Source organism: Lysinibacillus sp., from assembly GCF_032093475.1.
Classification (GTDB): domain Bacteria; phylum Bacillota; class Bacilli; order Bacillales_A; family Planococcaceae; genus Lysinibacillus; species Lysinibacillus irui.
In genome coordinates this window covers 26,600-43,451 of record NZ_DAMDAY010000004.1, presented here as the reverse complement: position 1 = coordinate 43,451, position 16,852 = coordinate 26,600, and the positions used below count along the sequence as shown (strand labels likewise).

Sequence of the window (16,852 nt, the reverse complement as noted above, 5' to 3'; positions counted from 1 at the left end):
TCAACACGTCGAATTTTCCCCGAGGATGTTTTCGGTAGCTCTTCCACAAATTCAATAGCACGCGGATATTTATAAGGTGCTGTCAATAGTTTCACATGATCTTGAAGAGTTCGAATAAGTGCTTCATCACCATTTTCAGCATTTCGAAGTACAACAAAAGCTTTAACAATATTTCCCCGAACTTTATCTGGGCTCGCAATAACAGCCGCTTCTTTTACAGCTGGGTGCTTCATCAAAGCATCTTCTACCTCAAATGGCCCAATTGTGTAGCCAGAGGATATAATGACATCATCTCCACGACCCTCAAACCAAAAGTAACCATCTTGATCTTTATAAGCACGATCACCTGTAATATACCACTCTCCACGGAATTGTAAATTTGTTCGTTCCGGGTCATTTAAATATTTTTTAAACAGTGCGGGAGTGGTGCGATGAACAGCAATATCGCCAACTTCTCCAACAGTAACAGGGTTACCGAAATCGTCTATAATTTCAACCTTATTGCCAGGAGTTGGTTTTCCCATAGAACCAATTCTAGCTTCCATTCCAACCATTGTGCCAACAAGTAATGTGTTTTCCGTCTGACCGTAGCCATCTCGGACTTGCAAATCGAAAGTCTTCGAAAATACGTTAATGACCTCGCTATTCAAAGGCTCTCCTGCTGATACAGCTTGACGAAGTGCCGTTAAATCGAATTCATGTAAATGTTCTAGTGCTGCCATAAAACGATATTCTGTAGGTGTGCAACATAAAACATTTATTTTAAATTTTTCGAGTAACCTTAGATAGGTAGATGCATCAAATTTCCCCTTATATACAAATGCAGTAGCACCACTCCCTAATGTTGCTAGAAACGGACTCCAAATCCATTTTTGCCAACCTGGTGCTGCTGTCGCCCAAACAATATCATCTTCTTGCACACCTAACCAGTGTGGTGCTGTTGTTCGTAAATGTGCATAGCCCCAGCTATGAGTATGTACAGCTGCTTTTGGGTTTCCTGTTGTACCACTTGTATAAGCTAAGAATGCAGTATCTGTACTTTTTGTTGGAGAAGAACTTATGTAAGTTGTAGGTTGAATGCGCATTTTTTCTAAAAGTGGTTGCCAAGGTTCATGGGCCTTCCCTATAACAAATTGTTGCATTCCTTGTAAATTGTTCACCTGATCAAATTGATCAATATAAGGCTCGTAAGCAACAATTCCTTTAGCATTCGCATGCTTGATGCGATATTCAATGTCTTTAGTTCTTAGCATTTCTGAGCTCGGAATAATGGTTAATCCAGCTTTCAATGCTGCAATATATACAATATATGCTTCCACTGAACGAGGTACCATCACTAAAATCACATCACCTTTTGATAAACCTTGCATCGTGAATACGTGTGCAGCTTGATTTGCCCTTTCAAGTAAATATGCATATGTAATAAATTGTACATCCTTATTTTCCTCGTAAATAATTAATGCATTTTTTGTTGTATCTTGAGCATATTTTTCAATTTCATCTGTTATGTTATACCATTCTGGTGCAACTAAATCTTGTCTCTTCATGGCAAATGCCCCCTTTTGCTATGACACATTATAAAACTCTTTTTTCAGCATTTTCAATGGTTTGCGCTTAATTTTGGAAAAGTCATGACAACTATCATACTCTGCTATATGGCATCGGTCACATTTTGTCGATAGGTAAACTTGCTATTGAATACAATTGAAAAGTATGGTACATTTTGGTCAACTAAAAGCAAGATTGCAGGGGGACTCGTCAAGAGTTGAGAAGGTAAAACCTGACCCTTTGAACCTGTTAGTTAATACTGACGTAGGGAGCAATAAACATCTATTGATGAAAGGCTCTTTTTCGTGCATTTTTACACAAAAAGAGCCTTTTTTGCATGCTTACGTCCATCCATAAAGGAGGACTACGATGATATTTCAAACAATCCGTCAACAGCAACCACTGATTCATTGTATTACAAATTATGTGGTAGCAAATTTCCAAGCAAATGGTTTATTAGCAATAGGCGCTTCCCCGGTTATGGCCGATGATAGCCGTGAGGTAGAGGAAATGGTAGCACTCGCTCAAGCCTTGTTAATTAACATCGGTACACTCAATGATCGAACTAAAGAATCAATGTTGTTAGCAGGCAAAATGGCCAATAAACTTGGAATTCCAGTCATTTTAGATCCTGTCGGTGCTGGTGCCACTACTTATCGAAAAGAAACGGTACGATACTTGCTTGAGGAAGTACATTTTTCGGTCATTCGTTGTAATGTTGGGGAACTAGCAGCAATAGCCAATGTTGACTGGCAACAAAAAGGTGTCGATAGTGGGAATGGCTCCATTGCTTTAGAAGAAGAGGCGATTTTATTAGCCCAACATTATCAATGCATTGTTATCATAACAGGAGAACGAGATTTTATAACAGATGGTGTGGATAGCCAATGGATAAATGGCGGGAATATGCAAATGACCGAGGTAACAGGGACAGGCTGTTTACTTAGTGCTATTTGCGGTGCCGCCTATATTGCAGGCCATAATCCATACAGACAATTAGCGGACACATTAACTTACTATAAAAAAGCTGCGGTACTGGCGTCAGCGTTTACATCAGATATTGGTGATTTCCAAATAGCTTTACTAAATGCTCTTTATCGCCTATCGAAGGATGGTGAAGCTTCATGCATATTGTAACGACGATTGCAGGCTCAGATAGTGGTGGCGGTGCAGGCATACAGGCTGATTTAAAAACATTTCAGGAATTAGGGGTGTTTGGTACTTCAGTAATTACAGCTTTGACAGCACAAAATACAATGGGTGTGTCAGGAGTTTTCCCTATTGATCACTCCTTTGTTGAAAAACAATTTCAAGCTTTAATCGAAGATTTTTCAATTGCTGTAATTAAAACAGGGATGCTTTATTCCTCTGATATTATTAAAGCTATCGCACATATGATTCATAATCAAAACATCCCACTAATTGTTGATCCAGTAATGATTGCAAAGGGTGGAGAAAGCTTATTACTGCAAGAAGCTATTGAAGCAATGCGCTCTTCTCTACTACCACTTGCTACGATCGTTACCCCCAATATCCCTGAAGCAGAGGCTCTGACAGGGAGAAAAATACATGATGTTTCAGATATACGTGAAGTAGCTCAAGTTTTTTTTCAATTAGGTGTACATTGCGTCATTCTTAAAGGTGGCCATTTAGCAGATCCAAATTTTGCTATTGATTATGTATTTTTTCAAAACGGTAAATCTTTTTCTATGCAAACTCCACGTATCCAAACGTCCAATACCCATGGCACAGGTTGCACATTTTCAGCAGCAATCACTGCTTTTCTTGGTCAAGGTTTTGCGATGGATAAGGCAATTATCGAAGCTAAAAAATTTATTCAATTAGCAATTTTACATGATTTATCTATTGGTCATGGTTATGGACCAACAAATCATTTTGCTTATCAACTGCATAAGGATTCCTGTGAGGTGTTGATTTATGAAACGTGAGGATTTACAACTTTATTTTATTATGGGCACAAGCAATGTTAGTCATCAGAATCCCCTTCATGTACTAGAGAGAGCGTTGCAAGCTGGAATTACCATGTTTCAATTTCGAGAAAAAGGTTCCCATGCATTAACTGGATTTGCCTATGAACAATTTGCACGTCAATGTCAAAAACTATGTCAACAATATAACGTTCCTTTTATTGTCAATGATGATGTCGAACTTGCATTACGACTTGGTGCGGACGGTGTTCATATCGGACAAGATGATTTACATGTTAGCATAGCACGTAAAAAAATTGGTAATATGATTCTTGGTGTTTCTGTGCATTCCCAGGACGAACTAGAAACAGCCATTATCCATCAAGCAGATTATGTAGGTATTGGTCCGATTTTTGCAACAACTTCAAAACGGGATGCACAATCACCATGTGGTACAAATTTTTTGCAGCAAGCTCACAATTTCTATCCTGAATTACCAATTGTAGCGATTGGTGGAATTAACCCTACCAATGCATACGCCGTATTTCAAGCTGGGGCAGATGGTATTGCTGTTATTTCAGCTATCTGTGAAAGTATAGATATTAAGCATACAGTAAATACGTTAAGGTCTGTGACACGCATAAATGGTTGATTTTTAAACAAACTAAAACCAGTGCCTTTTTACGGTCACTGGTTTTAAGTTTATAAATGCTTAGTCAGCATTTATTGGTTGTTGTTTGGCATACCTTTTAATTGAGATTCTGCCATTTGTACAAGACGTTTAGTGATTTCACCACCAACGGAACCGTTGGCACGAGCTGAAGCTTCAGCTCCTAATTGAACACCAAATTCTTGTGCAATTTCGTATTTCATTTGATCAAGTGCTTGTTGTGCACCAGGCACTGCAAGCTGGTTTGAACTGCGGTTGTTGTTTGAAGCCATGTCTCTCACCTCCTTGTGAATATAGAATGTGCGATATTAGATTTTTAATACAAAAATTTTAGAGGTAAATTGTACCTCTAATGGCATAGATAAAATAACATAAAAAAGCCGTCTCAAAATTGACTTTGAAACGGCTGTAGATACCTTATAATAGATCTGCAAACTTATCTTGTTGCTGTTCTTCTTTTTTAGGGAAAATGTAGACCTCTCGATTTTTTACTGCTCGCTCGATGAGTTCATCAAAATCAGAGAAGCTTTCATAATGCTCTACCTTTTCAAGCTTTGGCTTTGTTTTTGGGCTGGCAGGTGTAAATATTGTACAGCAGTCTTCAAATGGCTGAATAGATGTTTCATATGTGCCAATTTTTTCTGCAATATCGATAATTTCTAATTTATCTGTTGAAATCAATGGTCGTAAAATAGGCGTATTCGTTACAGCATTGATAGCCGTCAAGCTTTCTAGCGTTTGACTTGCTACTTGTCCCAGACTTTCCCCTGTCACAATTGCAAGAGCTCCTATCTCTTCACGTACTTGATCAGCCACCTTTAACATCATACGACGTGTTGTTGTCATCGAAACATTAGAAGGTACTTTTTCTTTAATAAGTACTTGAATTTCAGTAAAAGGAATGACATGTAATCGAATACTAGCACCAAATTTCGTTAGTTCGTTTGCAAGTACCTTTACTTTCTCTAATGAGTTTTGACTTGTATATGGTGGACTAAAGAAGTGAATAGCTTCTAAACGTACGCCACGCTTCATCATTAAATAACCTGCGACAGGACTATCAATTCCACCAGATAGCATTAATAACGATTTTCCATTCGATCCTACAGGCATCCCACCCGCACCTTGAATGACCTGCGCCATCATATACGTTGCATCATGACGTACTTCTACGCGCAGCTCAATATCAGGCTGCTTTACTTTGACAGATAAATTTTGAAATTGTGGTAAAACATAGCCACCAATTTCACGTTGGATAGCATGCGATTCTAAAGGAAATGATTTATCAGTTCGTTTCACTTCTACCTTAAAAGTATGTTGCTCATCTTTAAATGTCTCCATTATTGTAATAGCAAGCTGCTTCATACTTTCCATATCTTTTTCACATGCAGCAACAGGGCTGAATGATTGAATACCAAAAATTTTAGGTAATCCAGTAATTAGCGTCTGCATTTGTTCTTCACTTTCAATAGCAATAAACATACGGTCACGTTCTGTACGAATATGAAGGTGTCCTAAATCCGCGAAAGCATGACGAATGTTCTCACGCAATCTACGGATAAAATCCATTTTATTACGACCTTTTGTTGAAAGCTCGCCATATCTAATTAGTATTTCTTTCCAAATCATTACATTATTTCTCCTTTAAGTTCCATTATTACTTCTGCTAATACTTGTTTCAATTGTTCTATATCTTCAACTGTGTTATGTGCTCCAAAACTAATACGAATGACACCCTTTTTATAATGCTCATCCAGGTGTAGAGCTTCTACCACATGACTTGTTTTCGTTTGCTTAGATGAACAAGCACTTGAGGTTGACACAATGATGCCACGTTTTTGCATGGCATTAATAATGACTTCCCCTTTTAAATCACGAACACTAAAAGATAAAATATGTGCAGCTCCCTGTGGAGTCGATAAAATATGCACCGCTTCGCCGTATCCTTCTAGCTGAGCACGAATTTCATTCTGCCATTGTCGGTATTTAGTAGCTCGATCTTTCATCGTCTCAACAGCTAATCGAGCCGCTTTTGCTAAAGCGACTGCTTGCGGAACAGCTACAGTTCCACTACGCAATCCAAATTCCTGACCTCCGCCAAGGGCATATGGCTGCCATTTTAATTTTTTACGGAACGCTAATACACCTGAGCCTTTAAAGCCGTGAATTTTATGTCCAGAGATGGAAATACAGTCTGGTCCTTCTTCTCCTTTGAAGGAAACCGCTAATTTTCCAAAGCTTTGAACTGCATCCACATGAAGGAATGCCCGACTCATTTCATGAATTATTTTAGCTGCTTCATAAATAGGTTGGACAGCACCCATTTCATTATTTACATGCATGATGCTAACTAGTATAGTATCTTTGCGAATTTTAGTACGTAGATCATCTAATGAAATGACACCATCTTGATTAACGTGAAGGTATTCAACATCATAACCCTCTTTTTCGAGTTGTTTAACTGTTTCCAAGACAGATGGATGTTCGATTTCAGTCGTTAAAATATGCTTTCCTATATGCGTATTACTATGTGCTATTCCAAAAATAGCTGCATTATTTGACTCTGTACCACCTGAAGTAAATAGCACATTTTTTGCCTCTGTTTGCAAAATATCTGCTACTTGCTCCCGCGCACGCATTAATAAATCATTTGATTCAACTCCCATGGCATGGATAGATGCTGGGTTGGCATAATACTGCTCATTCACAGTCATAAATGCCTGCATAACCTCTTTTAAAGGTTTTGTTGTAGCACTATTATCTAAATAAATTGTATTAACCATAATTTTTCACACACTTTCAAAACGTTGATTTAACGGTATTTATCATAACGCAATCTTTGGCGATTGACTACTAACTTTAACGATTCTTCCATTTTTAATTGGTACTTCACTCTTTTTTCAACATCGTGACAAAAGCTATGGGTGTGCAAAATTCCATATCTTTGACAAAACCGAATTTTTCATAAAGATGGATTGCTCGCTTATTAAATTCGGCAACAGTTAAACGAAGTGGGTGATGATGTTCTTGTTGGATGGTACTTAAAATAAACGCAAAAAATGCTGTACCATATCCTTGACCGGTTAGATTAGGATTCAAACCGATCCCTATATCTATACAATCTTCTATATATGCTTTAAACTCATGTCCTTTTGGAACTTGTGCCGCGGTACCAATACAATAGAAACCGATTATCTCCTCTAGCTCATTCACAATAGCATAGTACGGATTTTCAAGCATTTCTTGTAAGGATTCCTCAGTTAAGTCATTATTATAAAAATTGTATGGGGATTCATAATGCCAGTTTAAAATTTCAATTGCATACTTTTCATTCATTTCTTGTATTAACATTTTCAACCGTACCACACCTTTTCTCTATACTAAAAAGAAAGCTGTCTAAAAAGTAATCGCTATACTTTTTAGACAGCTCAAATGTTGAATTATTTTGACATAGTCTCTTCTGCTACCAATTCTTGAATACGTTTTAAAGCTCCTGGCTCCATTTCTTCCACAGCTGTTCCTGCATCTTCTAATGCTTTCGCATAACGGAATTGATGAAACGCCTCTTCCGCTTCTTTTAATCGCATATTTAATTTTGGATTTGTTGCACGATGTCGATTACCGTACTGAATGATGCGCTCAATTAGCATGACATTTTCTATTAATTCATGTGCCTTTACTTTAACTTCCTCTACACAAAGAGTTGCTGCGTTTAAATTATTATGAACTGTACCCATATTCAGTGGTACTTCTTGTAGGCTTTGCATGACAACATAGATGTGCTCTGCTGCCTCATCAAGACGTGCATCCATCTCCTCAGGAATTCCTGGGATATTAGCCTTGTTTAATAAACGATCTGTATCTTGTAAGATTTTCTTTAAGTTCTCAACTTGAGCACGGGCTTTATTTTCATCAATTCGAAGTTTCTTCATTGTATTCGATAGATGTTCTTGTTCCTCGTGAATTCGTTCAAGCTCTTCACTAATTTCGATTAATTCTTCCTGCAAACTTGAATAGGCCGATTTTTCCTCTCTCACACGCATAGCTAATAAATCGTAGCGACGTTGTAGTGCTTCTAATTGCTTTAATGCCGCTTTCGGAATTTCAGCATCTTTTTCGTTTAAATGATAGCTTTGCTGTACATATGTCGCTTCATCACTAACTAACTTTGTTGAAGAGATAACATTGGTGATTGAACTTAATAAACGATCGCAATTTTGATCAACATAATTTTTAGCAATAACCTCTTTTTCAAGTAAATCATAAAAGTGATCGATTTCTTCATTTATTTCTGTCACACGAGGTTTTACCACTGTTAGATTAAGATCCGCTAAATCATTTTTTAATGTATCAAACTCTTTTTCATACTTATTTAATGCATCTGTTAATTCTAGATGTTGTAGATAGTAGGATTGTTCTTCCATTTCACGTTGACCATTACGTAATTCTTGAACCGCTCCTGGAAGCTTAACTTGTAATTCAGTCAAAATGGTTGGAACATCATTAATAAATTCGAATGTTTGCTGTGATTCTTGATTTAAACTAATAACAATTTCTCGCGCTTGCAAGTAATTCCCTTCATTTGTCAGCACATCAAATTCTTCAAACTTTTCAACAAAAGCCTCAAGCTTTTTCTCAAGTGCAGGTAACGCTACACCAAATGAGTGTTGATGAGCAAGCAATGTCTTTCTTGCAGAGCGATAGTATTCCTTTAATTGTTCAATTTCAATTCGATTTTTTTCTTCGCTGCCAATTAATTCATTCAATTCTTCTAAAATATTATTTTTATCTTGGTCGCATTTTTCAATGTAATCCTCAATTTCACGTTCTATTAACGTCGCCTTTTTAAAGCGCAGTCGATTTATTTGATCCTCAGCATCAAATAGAAGTGAATCAATTTTAGTCATATGTACATCGATGACCTCATCCCACGTATTGCGCCATCGTTCAAACATTTCTTCCGTTTCACCGTTCATGTTTAAAGATTTTACTTTTGAAATTTCTTCATTTATAGGATTATGTTGAATTTGTAATTTTTCATTTTCAAGTTTTGCAATAATTGCAACGTGTTTTCTTCGCATCATAAACCCTACTATGGCTAAAATTAATAGTAGGATAATCGGAATGATGATATACTCCATCGTAAGCCTCCTATTCTACAATAAACGAATTGGCTAGTTGTATTTATTATATACTATGTTTTCGCCTTTTGTACTAAAATTTAAGTGTTTTTCAGAAAACTGTATTTTCGCTATTGTGAAATATATAAATAGCGTATCTATAGAGCTAAAGGAGTGGTAAATTATGAAACGTGATGGGCATATACATAGTCCTTTTTGTCCACATGGCAGTTCGGACACTTTCGTGCAATATATTGAAAAAGCAATTTCTCACCGATTCACAGATATAACATTTACAGAACACGCCCCATTACCCAACAATTTTGTCGATCCTACTCCGCAAAAAGATAGTGGGATGAAGCCAAATGATCTCATGCCATACATTGAGGAATTGCAGAGACTACAAAAACAATATGCACAAGATATTCGCATCCGAATTGGGCTAGAAGTTGATTATATCCCTGGCTTTGAACAAGAAACTCGTGAGTTCCTTAATACATATGGACATTTTTTAGATGATGCCATTTTATCAGTCCACTTTTTAAAATGGCAAGATTCCTTTGTATGTATCGACTTTTCTCCGGAATGCTTTATGGATTTTTCAAAAAAAGTTGGCTCTGTTGAACGGGTTTATGATTTATATTATGATACTGTCTTACAATCGATTATGGCTGACCTTGGCCCATTCAAGCCAAAACGGATTGGACATCCATCACTTATTCATAAATTCCAACTGGCACATAACGAAAATATCGATGATGCTCCAAGAATCAAAGAAGTATTAGACAGCATGAAGTGTGAAGGCTATGAACTAGATGTAAATAGTGCAGGTTTAAGTAAACAATATTGTCAGGAACCTTATCCACCATTTGCCTTTATCAACTATAGTCAAGCTATTGGACTACCCTATGTATTTGGTTCGGATGCACATTGCGCCGAAGATTTACATCAACATCATAATGTTATATTACCAATATAAATAAATTTTAAACGAGGTGCTTATATGTTTACACAAATTAATTATGAAGGATCAATTACTGACCAATATCTTACATTATCAAAACAATTGGATGCACTACTAACTGGTGAAACTAATCAGATAGCCAATTTAAGTAATGCCTCTGCACTTTTAAATCAGTTTTTAACAAACATTAACTGGGTTGGCTTTTATGTGTTACAGGAAAATGAGCTTGTGCTTGGGCCATTCCAAGGTCTTCCTGCCTGTGTTAGAATTCCGATTGGTCGTGGGGTTTGTGGAACGGCTGTAGCAACAAGAGAAACAATCGTTGTTAAAGATGTCCATGATTTTCCTGGCCATATTGCCTGTGATGCGGCCTCACAATCAGAAATTGTAATACCACTGATCAAGCAAGGCGAAGTCATTGGTGTTCTTGATATTGATAGTCCTATCGTGAATCGTTTTTCAGCGGAAGACCGCGATGGCTTAGAGCAATTTGTCCAAACCCTACTTCTTCATCTATAAATATCAAAAATTACCCTGAAATGTTTTAAATTGTCATTTCAGGGTAAACTTTATTATAACCATTTACATTTTACTTTATCAACTTTATAGATTTGTTTGATAAGAACCATCATGAATGCAAAAGCGATTTTTTCCACTATTTTTCGCTTCATACAAGGCAGTATCAGCATGTAAGAAAACAGATTGGAATGCTGGTCGGTCTCGTTCATCCCATGTTATGAGACCCGCAGAAATAGTTACTTGAGGATCTGTGGCACTGGGGATGATCTCCACAATAGTTGATGCCAATTCTAAAGCTTCCTTCTCGTTAATATTAGGTACATAAACGGACATTTCTTCTCCGCCCCACCTTGCACAAATACCACGACTACCAATAGTTTCTCTCAATTGGACTGCAATCTGCACAAGAATTTTATCCCCCACCTGGTGACCATACGTATCATTGATGCGCTTGAAATTATCAATATCAATTAACAAAAACATACCTGACTGATCGTATTCAAGCGATTTTTCTACAAATTGATCAAGGTAACTTCTAGCATAAAGTTTCGTGAGGTGATCCAAATCGACCATTTCCTGAAGCTGTGTGCGTAAAATAGAGTTCGCAATGGCTAAAGATGAGTGGTGAATTAACGATTGCATTAATTTAAAACTGTCGAATGAAAAGAAATATGGCTCTTTATGTAAGACAATACTAAAACCATTAATCTTTTCTTCCATTAAAATAGGAATCGCCATAATTGATCGATACTCAATTTGACGAGGAGTTAAACGGCTGAAATCGGCTATAAACAACGGGTCATTCGTTTGAGTAAAATGTTTTTCAACATGTTTGATATACGTTCTACCCTCTTCCGAACTAAACAACGAGGTACTCGCACCTGTTACCTCAAATGTATCATTTTTTTTAAAAGCGAAACAAACTTCCATTGGTTGAAAAGATTTTAGTAATTGCTTTTGTAGGAATAATAACATTTCATGAATGTCAATCCTCATATTTAAACGATGTGAAGTTTCATTGATGAGTTGTAAGTCACTTACGAGGCGATGCGATTGATGATATAATTTTGCATTTTCAAGTGCATTCCCTGACGCCTGCGCGAGCATCCGTACAAAATCCTTTTCAGTCGTTGAAAATAGATACGTAGTGGGGGCACTTACTTGCAAAATACCATAGATGGCTTGCCTGCCTTTTATAGGTGCATTAAGCAATCGACAATTTAAATCACTCGCTAGCTCTGTCGTCAACTCTCCTGATACAAATGCTTCGATTGTAGCAGGCCTTTCTGATAAATAATCAAAAAGCTTAATATCGATAGTCGTGTGTCGGTCTTGATCATTCGATAAAATAAGCTCAACATTAAAATCCGGAAAATTATCCCTTATATTTTTTAAAACGTTTTCTAAAATTAAATCAATATCCATTGTTGAATGAAATAAATCAGTCATGTTATATAGTTTTCTATATTGATCTTCGTTTATTTTTACATCAAAATTATCTCTTATCATTTGAAGAACCTTTGAAAGTATTTCAATACATTCTTCACCGTATTCCGAGGTCATGAAGTCTGTCCAAGTCTCTGTCGCCTCGACAAGTAATACACCAATGGGATGTTTGCCCTCTACTTGAAAAAGCACCATATCTGTCATCTTTGAATAGGCCTGCCGTGCTTTTAATATATAAGGAATTTCCACTACTTTTTGTTGGTAAAAACTAGCTTCGATCATCAGCCATGACACAGCATTTAGCTTTGTTTCAATTGTTAATGAAGCCATCTCCTCAATAGGGATTAAAGAATTACCCTCAAAACTGAGAAAAGCAGCATTATCAATTTTCAAGTGCTTCTTTAGACACTGTTTTAATGAATAAAAATACCCATTATAACTAGTTTGTTCTTCATTCGAACTCACCCAAAAGCTCAAAACATCAGATTTTATATATTTTAGCATTTGTAAATGGTCTGTCATGAAATCACCTTTTCTATATAACGTCCAAATCAATTACTATTAACTTATAATATATTATACATAATTTGTGTCATTTTGACTATGTAATTCTCCCTTACTTTTACAATTTACATTACACAGCGCATCATTAACTATTTCCATTTCATTTAAAATCGTTAGTGAGGAATTTCCTACTATATTTTTTTGTTAGTAAAATTTTAAATGTTAATAATTGACGTCCTTGTCCTAAACAGTTACAATGGAGGTTGTGTAAAATAAACGCAGCAGTGGTATAAGCTTATGACTGTATTTTATTCCTCTATTTTCTTATGTACGACTACTTAGATTCTCAACAGTTGAAAATTAGATGGTGTATTGCGTAACCTAACGGCTGCATAGGCGAAAATACATGAAAATAAAATGCGCATAAGAATGGGTACTACTGGTTTTTGTTTTACAACAAAAAAACCAAATTTAAAGGAGGAGACAACAATATGTCTCGTTATACAGGTCCATCTTGGAAATTATCACGTCGTCTTGGTATCTCACTAAGCGGTACAGGTAAAGAAATCGAAAAACGCCCTTACGCACCAGGTCAACACGGTCCAAACCAACGTAAAAAATTATCAGAATACGGTTTACAACTTCAAGAGAAGCAAAAACTTCGTCATATGTATGGTATGAACGAACGTCAATTCCGTACTCTATTTGACCGCGCTGGTAAAATGAAAGGTGTTCACGGTGAAAACTTCATGATCCTTCTTGAAACTCGCCTTGACAACTTAGTTTACCGTTTAGGTTTAGCTCGTACTCGTCGTGGAGCTCGTCAATTAGTTAACCACGGTCACATCTTAGTAGATGGCAAACGCGTTGATATCCCATCATACAGCGTAAAACCAGGTCAAACGATTTCTCTTCGTGAAAAATCTCAAAACCTTGCTGTTGTTACAGAAGCAATCGAAGTAAACAACTTCGTACCTGACTACGTAACATTTGATGCTGACAAAAAAGAAGGTACATTCACTCGCCTTCCAGAGCGCTCTGAATTATCAGCTGAAATCAACGAAGCATTCATCGTAGAGTACTACTCTCGTTAATAAAATTGCTCTGCAAAGAGTAGTTCGAGAAGCCCTAGAAATGTTGAGAAATCAATGTTTTCTAGGGTTTTTTATTTCTCTAACTTTGCATATAAATGAATAATAATGTCCCAATTTGGTGCAATTTTGTGGTGCTAATTTGGTGCAATTTTAGGTGTAGAACTCTACGCTATTTGGTGGGCATGTTTATAGGGATGAAATGTTAAGTTTTTGATTTTATTGTCCAATTTTCGGCTATAAAAAGAGCCTACTCGATATTGAGCAAGCCCTTCCTTTATGCTAAAATCTATTTATAATTCTTTTACTTAGTCGATGTTGGCGCATCGGCTTTTTTATTTTCCTCTTTTGCATGTACTAATTCATGTAATTCAGAAGAATTATTATGTAGCTTATCTACTCTGCTGTTCATTTCCTTAAACAACGGATAGAAAGCCATATCAATTAATCTAACGCTGTCTTGGATTTCTTTTAAACAAAGAGTTGCCATTCCCCTTTCTTCATTCCAACCATTGTGATGGATTTCATCAATACGCTCTATTAAACTTGCTACTGCACCTTGTACAACTTCTAATTCGACCATTTGTGCTGATAAATTATACACTTCAAAGTCGCATACTCTCACTAACGCTTGAATTCGTTCTGTTGATTGTTTCATTTATTTTCCCTCGTTTCTATTTGTGTATGTTGATTCGGTGAATAGGTCTCGTAACTTTTTACGTCACCTAATTACCCTATTTATTCTTATTTGCCGCTGCTTCCAATAACAACATGCGATTGCGTAAAGATAACGCTCGCCATTCTTTAGCTGTGATGAACAATTTACCTCACCCCCTTTAAAGCAATCGCTTTAGTAATTAAAGATGTGTAAGCCATCATGCGCTTGGCTCTATGCTCTGGATACCCATTCGCTTTGTATCGTTCGGCATGTTTACGGTAAATTGCCTTGCTAGCCATTATTTGCTCATGTGTGCGTCTTTTCATTGTTCAACATCCTCCCACACTTTACGTAATTGCCAATCTAAATATGATGGCGTTACACGTTCATTTAAGGCTTGTTTGCACTTATCACAAAAACATCTGTTTTCATACCACGTATAATGCACTACCTCACCAGCTACAAAACCACGTTCACATTCTGCACAATATTTGCTAGTTGTTGTTTTCATTTGATCATTCCCTCCTTTCTGGATAACTGCACTATCTACTTAAATACGATTGGTTTTTAACAAATCTTTAATGATAACCTTTGAACCTTTCATGTGGTCGTTTAAATTTGTTACTTGTAGGTGCATCATGTTGCTGAAAAATTTAAGTTTTCGAACCAACTCTTCCACATTGATTTCATTACCTGCAGCTAATTCTTTGCCGTAATGTTCGGAAGCGTGATCCATTTCATCACTTAATGAAAATGCTGCATCCAACGACATGCTCATCATTTCGATTTCAAAACTTAAATTATGTACCTGGCGTTTATCCATTTAATTCTCTCCTTTTAAATTTATTGCGGCTTATTTCTAGTCCATTCACCGCTACCTGTTGATAGGCTTTGAAAGTCGTTTACGAAACTAAACTATTTATTTAACTTTCTAAACTTATAGTAATCTTTTCTAAATCAATTGTCAACATATATAAATAAAAAGTTTAGATTTCTAAACATTGATGATATAATTAGATAAATAAAGAGGGGGGTTAATTATGCCATTCGAATATAAACCATTATTTAAAACAATGATTGATCGTGAAGTTACAAGAGAGGAAATAAAGAAAGAATTGCAATTATCTTCTGCTACAATGGCGAAACTAGCTAAAGGAGAAAATGTTTCAATGACTGTGCTAGATAAATTATGTAGTTATTTGGATTGTGAAATAGAAGATATTATCCAGCACAATAAAGAAAAAATTGAAGAATAAAACCCACATGAGACGCATCGAAACTTCTTTCCATGAAGCTAGGTGCGTCTCGAATTGTTTCACACCACAAAAAAAGCAACCAAATAAATGGCTGCTTAATCGTTTACCCTCTTAACAAGTTTAAATCTGCAAATTCAATGGCTTCTTTAAAAATTTGTGATAATGGTCTTTCTGTTGCACCATTTTCATCTAAGAAACAAGGCGTTGCGACACTGATTAAATCATAATCTTCATCTAGTTTTGAACAGTATGCCCCATTATTTGCACCGTACAAATAACTACCTTTTTTAACAGTGAAATAAATATGCCCATACATGCCATCTATACTGAATTCCCACTTTTCGATTGTGAATTCAATATTGTCGATACTGTATTTTCTACCGTATCGGTCAATGCTCTTTGCTTTTGAAGTTCTGAACATAGAATAACACCTCCTTCACATAAATTATAATAGCACAACAAAAGTAAAACATTTACATTTTTATATCCCCACTTTAGTCCTACCAATAATGGTCAGTGTATGATTCCGTAAATTATCATTCACAATTTCATCAATATCATATCGTTGTCCTTGATATTCAATAATCATGTTGCTAGTGATCGCTGGATTGTACCGTATGATAAAACGGAATGTATTCTTTTGAAATTCCATTCCAGCGGTCTGAATATCTTCACCTTTTAGCGTTCGTATATCTGCCCAAAAGTAGCCTAATTCCTTTTCTACTTCAATTTCTTGTAATAGTTCATCTTGTTCTATCGTAAATTCTAAAATTCGAATCCGATGCCTATAATTACTTGGAAGCATAGTATTTCCCCCTCATTTGCTGTAATAACGATTGTACAGTTGTGGGAATATGCTCTTTAGGTGTTTCGAATCGCCCCTCATACCAATGTTGTGTAAGTAAGCTGACTGCCCAATCATATTGCTTATAACCTTCAATAGTGCCATCTGTATTGTTACTATCAATTGCATCCTTAATGTATTGCTTAGCTGTTTCAAGTAATGCCGAAATTAATTCATCATCGAAATTATGGTCAATGCGTAACGATAACTTCACGCTTGCTAATGTTGCTGTAACTAAACTCATAACATCCTCACCTTTCTATAAAAATAGGGATAGACACAATGCCCATCCCTTTATCAATCA

At 36.3% G+C, this 16,852-nt stretch carries 21 protein-coding genes and 1 riboswitch; of the genes, 7 read left to right on the top strand and 14 right to left on the bottom strand.

Going from position 1 to position 16,852, the window contains the following annotated elements:
- Nucleotides 1–1,547, bottom strand: a 1,547-nt coding sequence (gene mbcS / locus RT445_RS01925) for an acyl-CoA synthetase MbcS (protein ID WP_313469525.1), incomplete at its 3' end; no start/stop codon positions are given.
- A 190-nt stretch (nt 1,548–1,737) separates the two neighbouring features.
- Nucleotides 1,738–1,836: riboswitch (TPP riboswitch) on the top strand.
- Nucleotides 1,837–1,917: 81 nt separating this feature from the next.
- On the opposite strand from mbcS, the gene thiM reads away from it, so the two are divergent.
- Genes thiM through thiE form a run of 3 tightly spaced genes read left to right on the top strand, consistent with a single transcriptional unit; the run spans nt 1,918 to nt 4,128 of the window.
- A complete protein-coding gene (gene thiM / locus RT445_RS01920; protein WP_312506607.1) occupies nt 1,918–2,685 on the top strand; it encodes a hydroxyethylthiazole kinase in 768 nt (255 codons plus the stop codon).
- Nucleotides 2,673–3,497, top strand: coding sequence for a bifunctional hydroxymethylpyrimidine kinase/phosphomethylpyrimidine kinase (gene thiD / locus RT445_RS01915; RefSeq protein ID WP_313469522.1), 825 nt, complete (start codon nt 2,673–2,675; stop codon nt 3,495–3,497). The genes thiM and thiD overlap by 13 nt, the downstream gene beginning before the upstream one ends.
- Entirely contained in the window at nt 3,487–4,128 is a 642-nt protein-coding gene (thiE, locus tag RT445_RS01910) for a thiamine phosphate synthase (RefSeq protein WP_274794088.1), read from the top strand. Before thiD ends, thiE begins: the two co-directional genes overlap by 11 nt.
- A 71-nt stretch (nt 4,129–4,199) precedes the next feature.
- Here thiE and RT445_RS01905 read toward each other — a convergent pair whose 3' ends face one another.
- The 5 genes from RT445_RS01905 to ezrA form a co-directional block, all read right to left on the bottom strand.
- Nucleotides 4,200–4,418: an alpha/beta-type small acid-soluble spore protein gene (locus tag RT445_RS01905; protein WP_274794089.1), complete on the bottom strand. Its 219-nt coding sequence runs from the start codon at nt 4,416–4,418 to the stop codon at nt 4,200–4,202.
- 145 nt (nt 4,419–4,563) lie between these two features.
- Nucleotides 4,564–5,775 (bottom strand): tRNA uracil 4-sulfurtransferase ThiI, encoded by a 1,212-nt coding sequence (gene thiI, locus RT445_RS01900; RefSeq protein ID WP_274794090.1) that lies wholly within the window; start codon nt 5,773–5,775, stop codon nt 4,564–4,566.
- Nucleotides 5,775–6,929: a cysteine desulfurase family protein gene (locus RT445_RS01895; protein WP_274794091.1), complete on the bottom strand. Its 1,155-nt coding sequence runs from the start codon at nt 6,927–6,929 to the stop codon at nt 5,775–5,777. Before RT445_RS01895 ends, thiI begins: the two co-directional genes overlap by 1 nt.
- A 106-nt stretch (nt 6,930–7,035) precedes the next feature.
- Nucleotides 7,036–7,497 carry a GNAT family N-acetyltransferase gene (locus RT445_RS01890; protein ID WP_312506649.1) on the bottom strand — a complete coding sequence of 154 codons (462 nt, stop codon included), beginning with the start codon at nt 7,495–7,497 and terminating at the stop codon, nt 7,036–7,038.
- Nucleotides 7,498–7,586: 89 nt separating this feature from the next.
- The gene (gene ezrA, locus RT445_RS01885; RefSeq protein ID WP_274794093.1) at nt 7,587–9,287 is read right to left on the bottom strand and encodes a septation ring formation regulator EzrA; all 1,701 of its coding nucleotides are present in this window, start codon (nt 9,285–9,287) and stop codon (nt 7,587–7,589) included.
- Between the two features lie 163 nt (nt 9,288–9,450).
- Between ezrA and hisJ the strand changes: the two genes are divergently transcribed.
- Both hisJ and RT445_RS01875 read left to right on the top strand, forming a co-directional pair.
- A complete protein-coding gene (gene hisJ / locus RT445_RS01880; RefSeq protein WP_274794094.1) occupies nt 9,451–10,245 on the top strand; it encodes a histidinol-phosphatase HisJ in 795 nt (264 codons plus the stop codon).
- A 24-nt stretch (nt 10,246–10,269) separates the two neighbouring features.
- The gene (locus RT445_RS01875; protein ID WP_274794095.1) at nt 10,270–10,749 is read left to right on the top strand and encodes a GAF domain-containing protein; all 480 of its coding nucleotides are present in this window, start codon (nt 10,270–10,272) and stop codon (nt 10,747–10,749) included.
- Between the two features lie 84 nt (nt 10,750–10,833).
- Here the strand turns inward: RT445_RS01875 and RT445_RS01870 are convergent, their stop codons facing one another.
- Nucleotides 10,834–12,717, bottom strand: a complete 1,884-nt coding sequence (locus tag RT445_RS01870; protein ID WP_274794096.1) for a sensor domain-containing diguanylate cyclase — start codon at nt 12,715–12,717, stop codon at nt 10,834–10,836.
- 473 nt (nt 12,718–13,190) lie between these two features.
- Here RT445_RS01870 and rpsD point away from each other — a divergent pair, with 473 nt between their 5' ends.
- Nucleotides 13,191–13,793 (top strand): 30S ribosomal protein S4, encoded by a 603-nt coding sequence (gene rpsD, locus RT445_RS01865; RefSeq protein WP_274794097.1) that lies wholly within the window; start codon nt 13,191–13,193, stop codon nt 13,791–13,793.
- Nucleotides 13,794–14,094: 301 nt separating this feature from the next.
- Here rpsD and RT445_RS01860 read toward each other — a convergent pair whose 3' ends face one another.
- The 4 genes from RT445_RS01860 to RT445_RS01845 form a co-directional block, all read right to left on the bottom strand.
- A complete protein-coding gene (locus RT445_RS01860) occupies nt 14,095–14,448 on the bottom strand; it encodes a hypothetical protein (protein ID WP_313469517.1) in 354 nt (117 codons plus the stop codon).
- Between the two features lie 164 nt (nt 14,449–14,612).
- Complete coding sequence (locus RT445_RS01855; protein WP_313469515.1) at nt 14,613–14,774, bottom strand: hypothetical protein; 162 nt, start codon at nt 14,772–14,774, stop codon at nt 14,613–14,615.
- Complete coding sequence (locus RT445_RS01850) at nt 14,771–14,959, bottom strand: hypothetical protein (protein WP_313469513.1); 189 nt, start codon at nt 14,957–14,959, stop codon at nt 14,771–14,773. The genes RT445_RS01855 and RT445_RS01850 overlap by 4 nt, the downstream gene beginning before the upstream one ends.
- A gap of 39 nt (nt 14,960–14,998) precedes the next feature.
- Nucleotides 14,999–15,271, bottom strand: coding sequence for a hypothetical protein (locus RT445_RS01845; protein WP_313469511.1), 273 nt, complete (start codon nt 15,269–15,271; stop codon nt 14,999–15,001).
- A 217-nt stretch (nt 15,272–15,488) separates the two neighbouring features.
- Here RT445_RS01845 and RT445_RS01840 point away from each other — a divergent pair, with 217 nt between their 5' ends.
- The gene (locus RT445_RS01840) at nt 15,489–15,704 is read left to right on the top strand and encodes a helix-turn-helix domain-containing protein (protein WP_313469509.1); all 216 of its coding nucleotides are present in this window, start codon (nt 15,489–15,491) and stop codon (nt 15,702–15,704) included.
- A 103-nt stretch (nt 15,705–15,807) separates the two neighbouring features.
- On the opposite strand, the gene RT445_RS01835 is transcribed toward RT445_RS01840, so the two are convergent.
- The 3 genes from RT445_RS01835 to RT445_RS01825 are packed head-to-tail and all read right to left on the bottom strand — an operon-like array spanning nt 15,808 to nt 16,792.
- The gene (locus tag RT445_RS01835; RefSeq protein ID WP_313469507.1) at nt 15,808–16,125 is read right to left on the bottom strand and encodes a hypothetical protein; all 318 of its coding nucleotides are present in this window, start codon (nt 16,123–16,125) and stop codon (nt 15,808–15,810) included.
- Between the two features lie 60 nt (nt 16,126–16,185).
- Nucleotides 16,186–16,509: a phage head closure protein gene (locus tag RT445_RS01830; RefSeq protein WP_313469505.1), complete on the bottom strand. Its 324-nt coding sequence runs from the start codon at nt 16,507–16,509 to the stop codon at nt 16,186–16,188.
- A complete protein-coding gene (locus tag RT445_RS01825) occupies nt 16,496–16,792 on the bottom strand; it encodes a head-tail connector protein (RefSeq protein ID WP_313469503.1) in 297 nt (98 codons plus the stop codon). The genes RT445_RS01830 and RT445_RS01825 overlap by 14 nt, the downstream gene beginning before the upstream one ends.
- Between the last annotated feature and the right edge of the window lie 60 nt (nt 16,793–16,852).

Excerpts from the sequence above, each read along its gene's own strand:
- thiM (WP_312506607.1), top strand. The coding sequence starts at position 1,918 with ATGATATTTCAAACAATCCGTCAACAGCAACCACTGATTCATTGTATT.
- thiD (WP_313469522.1), top strand. The coding sequence starts at position 2,673 with ATGCATATTGTAACGACGATTGCAGGCTCAGATAGTGGTGGCGGTGCA.
- thiE (WP_274794088.1), top strand. The coding sequence starts at position 3,487 with ATGAAACGTGAGGATTTACAACTTTATTTTATTATGGGCACAAGCAAT.
- RT445_RS01905 (WP_274794089.1), bottom strand. The coding sequence starts at position 4,418 with ATGGCTTCAAACAACAACCGCAGTTCAAACCAGCTTGCAGTGCCTGGT.
- thiI (WP_274794090.1), bottom strand. The coding sequence starts at position 5,775 with ATGATTTGGAAAGAAATACTAATTAGATATGGCGAGCTTTCAACAAAA.
- RT445_RS01895 (WP_274794091.1), bottom strand. The coding sequence starts at position 6,929 with ATGGTTAATACAATTTATTTAGATAATAGTGCTACAACAAAACCTTTA.
- RT445_RS01890 (WP_312506649.1), bottom strand. The coding sequence starts at position 7,497 with ATGTTAATACAAGAAATGAATGAAAAGTATGCAATTGAAATTTTAAAC.
- ezrA (WP_274794093.1), bottom strand. The coding sequence starts at position 9,287 with ATGGAGTATATCATCATTCCGATTATCCTACTATTAATTTTAGCCATA.
- hisJ (WP_274794094.1), top strand. The coding sequence starts at position 9,451 with ATGAAACGTGATGGGCATATACATAGTCCTTTTTGTCCACATGGCAGT.
- RT445_RS01875 (WP_274794095.1), top strand. The coding sequence starts at position 10,270 with ATGTTTACACAAATTAATTATGAAGGATCAATTACTGACCAATATCTT.
- RT445_RS01870 (WP_274794096.1), bottom strand. The coding sequence starts at position 12,717 with ATGACAGACCATTTACAAATGCTAAAATATATAAAATCTGATGTTTTG.
- rpsD (WP_274794097.1), top strand. The coding sequence starts at position 13,191 with ATGTCTCGTTATACAGGTCCATCTTGGAAATTATCACGTCGTCTTGGT.
- RT445_RS01860 (WP_313469517.1), bottom strand. The coding sequence starts at position 14,448 with ATGAAACAATCAACAGAACGAATTCAAGCGTTAGTGAGAGTATGCGAC.
- RT445_RS01855 (WP_313469515.1), bottom strand. The coding sequence starts at position 14,774 with ATGAAAAGACGCACACATGAGCAAATAATGGCTAGCAAGGCAATTTAC.
- RT445_RS01850 (WP_313469513.1), bottom strand. The coding sequence starts at position 14,959 with ATGAAAACAACAACTAGCAAATATTGTGCAGAATGTGAACGTGGTTTT.
- RT445_RS01845 (WP_313469511.1), bottom strand. The coding sequence starts at position 15,271 with ATGGATAAACGCCAGGTACATAATTTAAGTTTTGAAATCGAAATGATG.
- RT445_RS01840 (WP_313469509.1), top strand. The coding sequence starts at position 15,489 with ATGCCATTCGAATATAAACCATTATTTAAAACAATGATTGATCGTGAA.
- RT445_RS01835 (WP_313469507.1), bottom strand. The coding sequence starts at position 16,125 with ATGTTCAGAACTTCAAAAGCAAAGAGCATTGACCGATACGGTAGAAAA.
- RT445_RS01830 (WP_313469505.1), bottom strand. The coding sequence starts at position 16,509 with ATGCTTCCAAGTAATTATAGGCATCGGATTCGAATTTTAGAATTTACG.
- RT445_RS01825 (WP_313469503.1), bottom strand. The coding sequence starts at position 16,792 with ATGAGTTTAGTTACAGCAACATTAGCAAGCGTGAAGTTATCGTTACGC.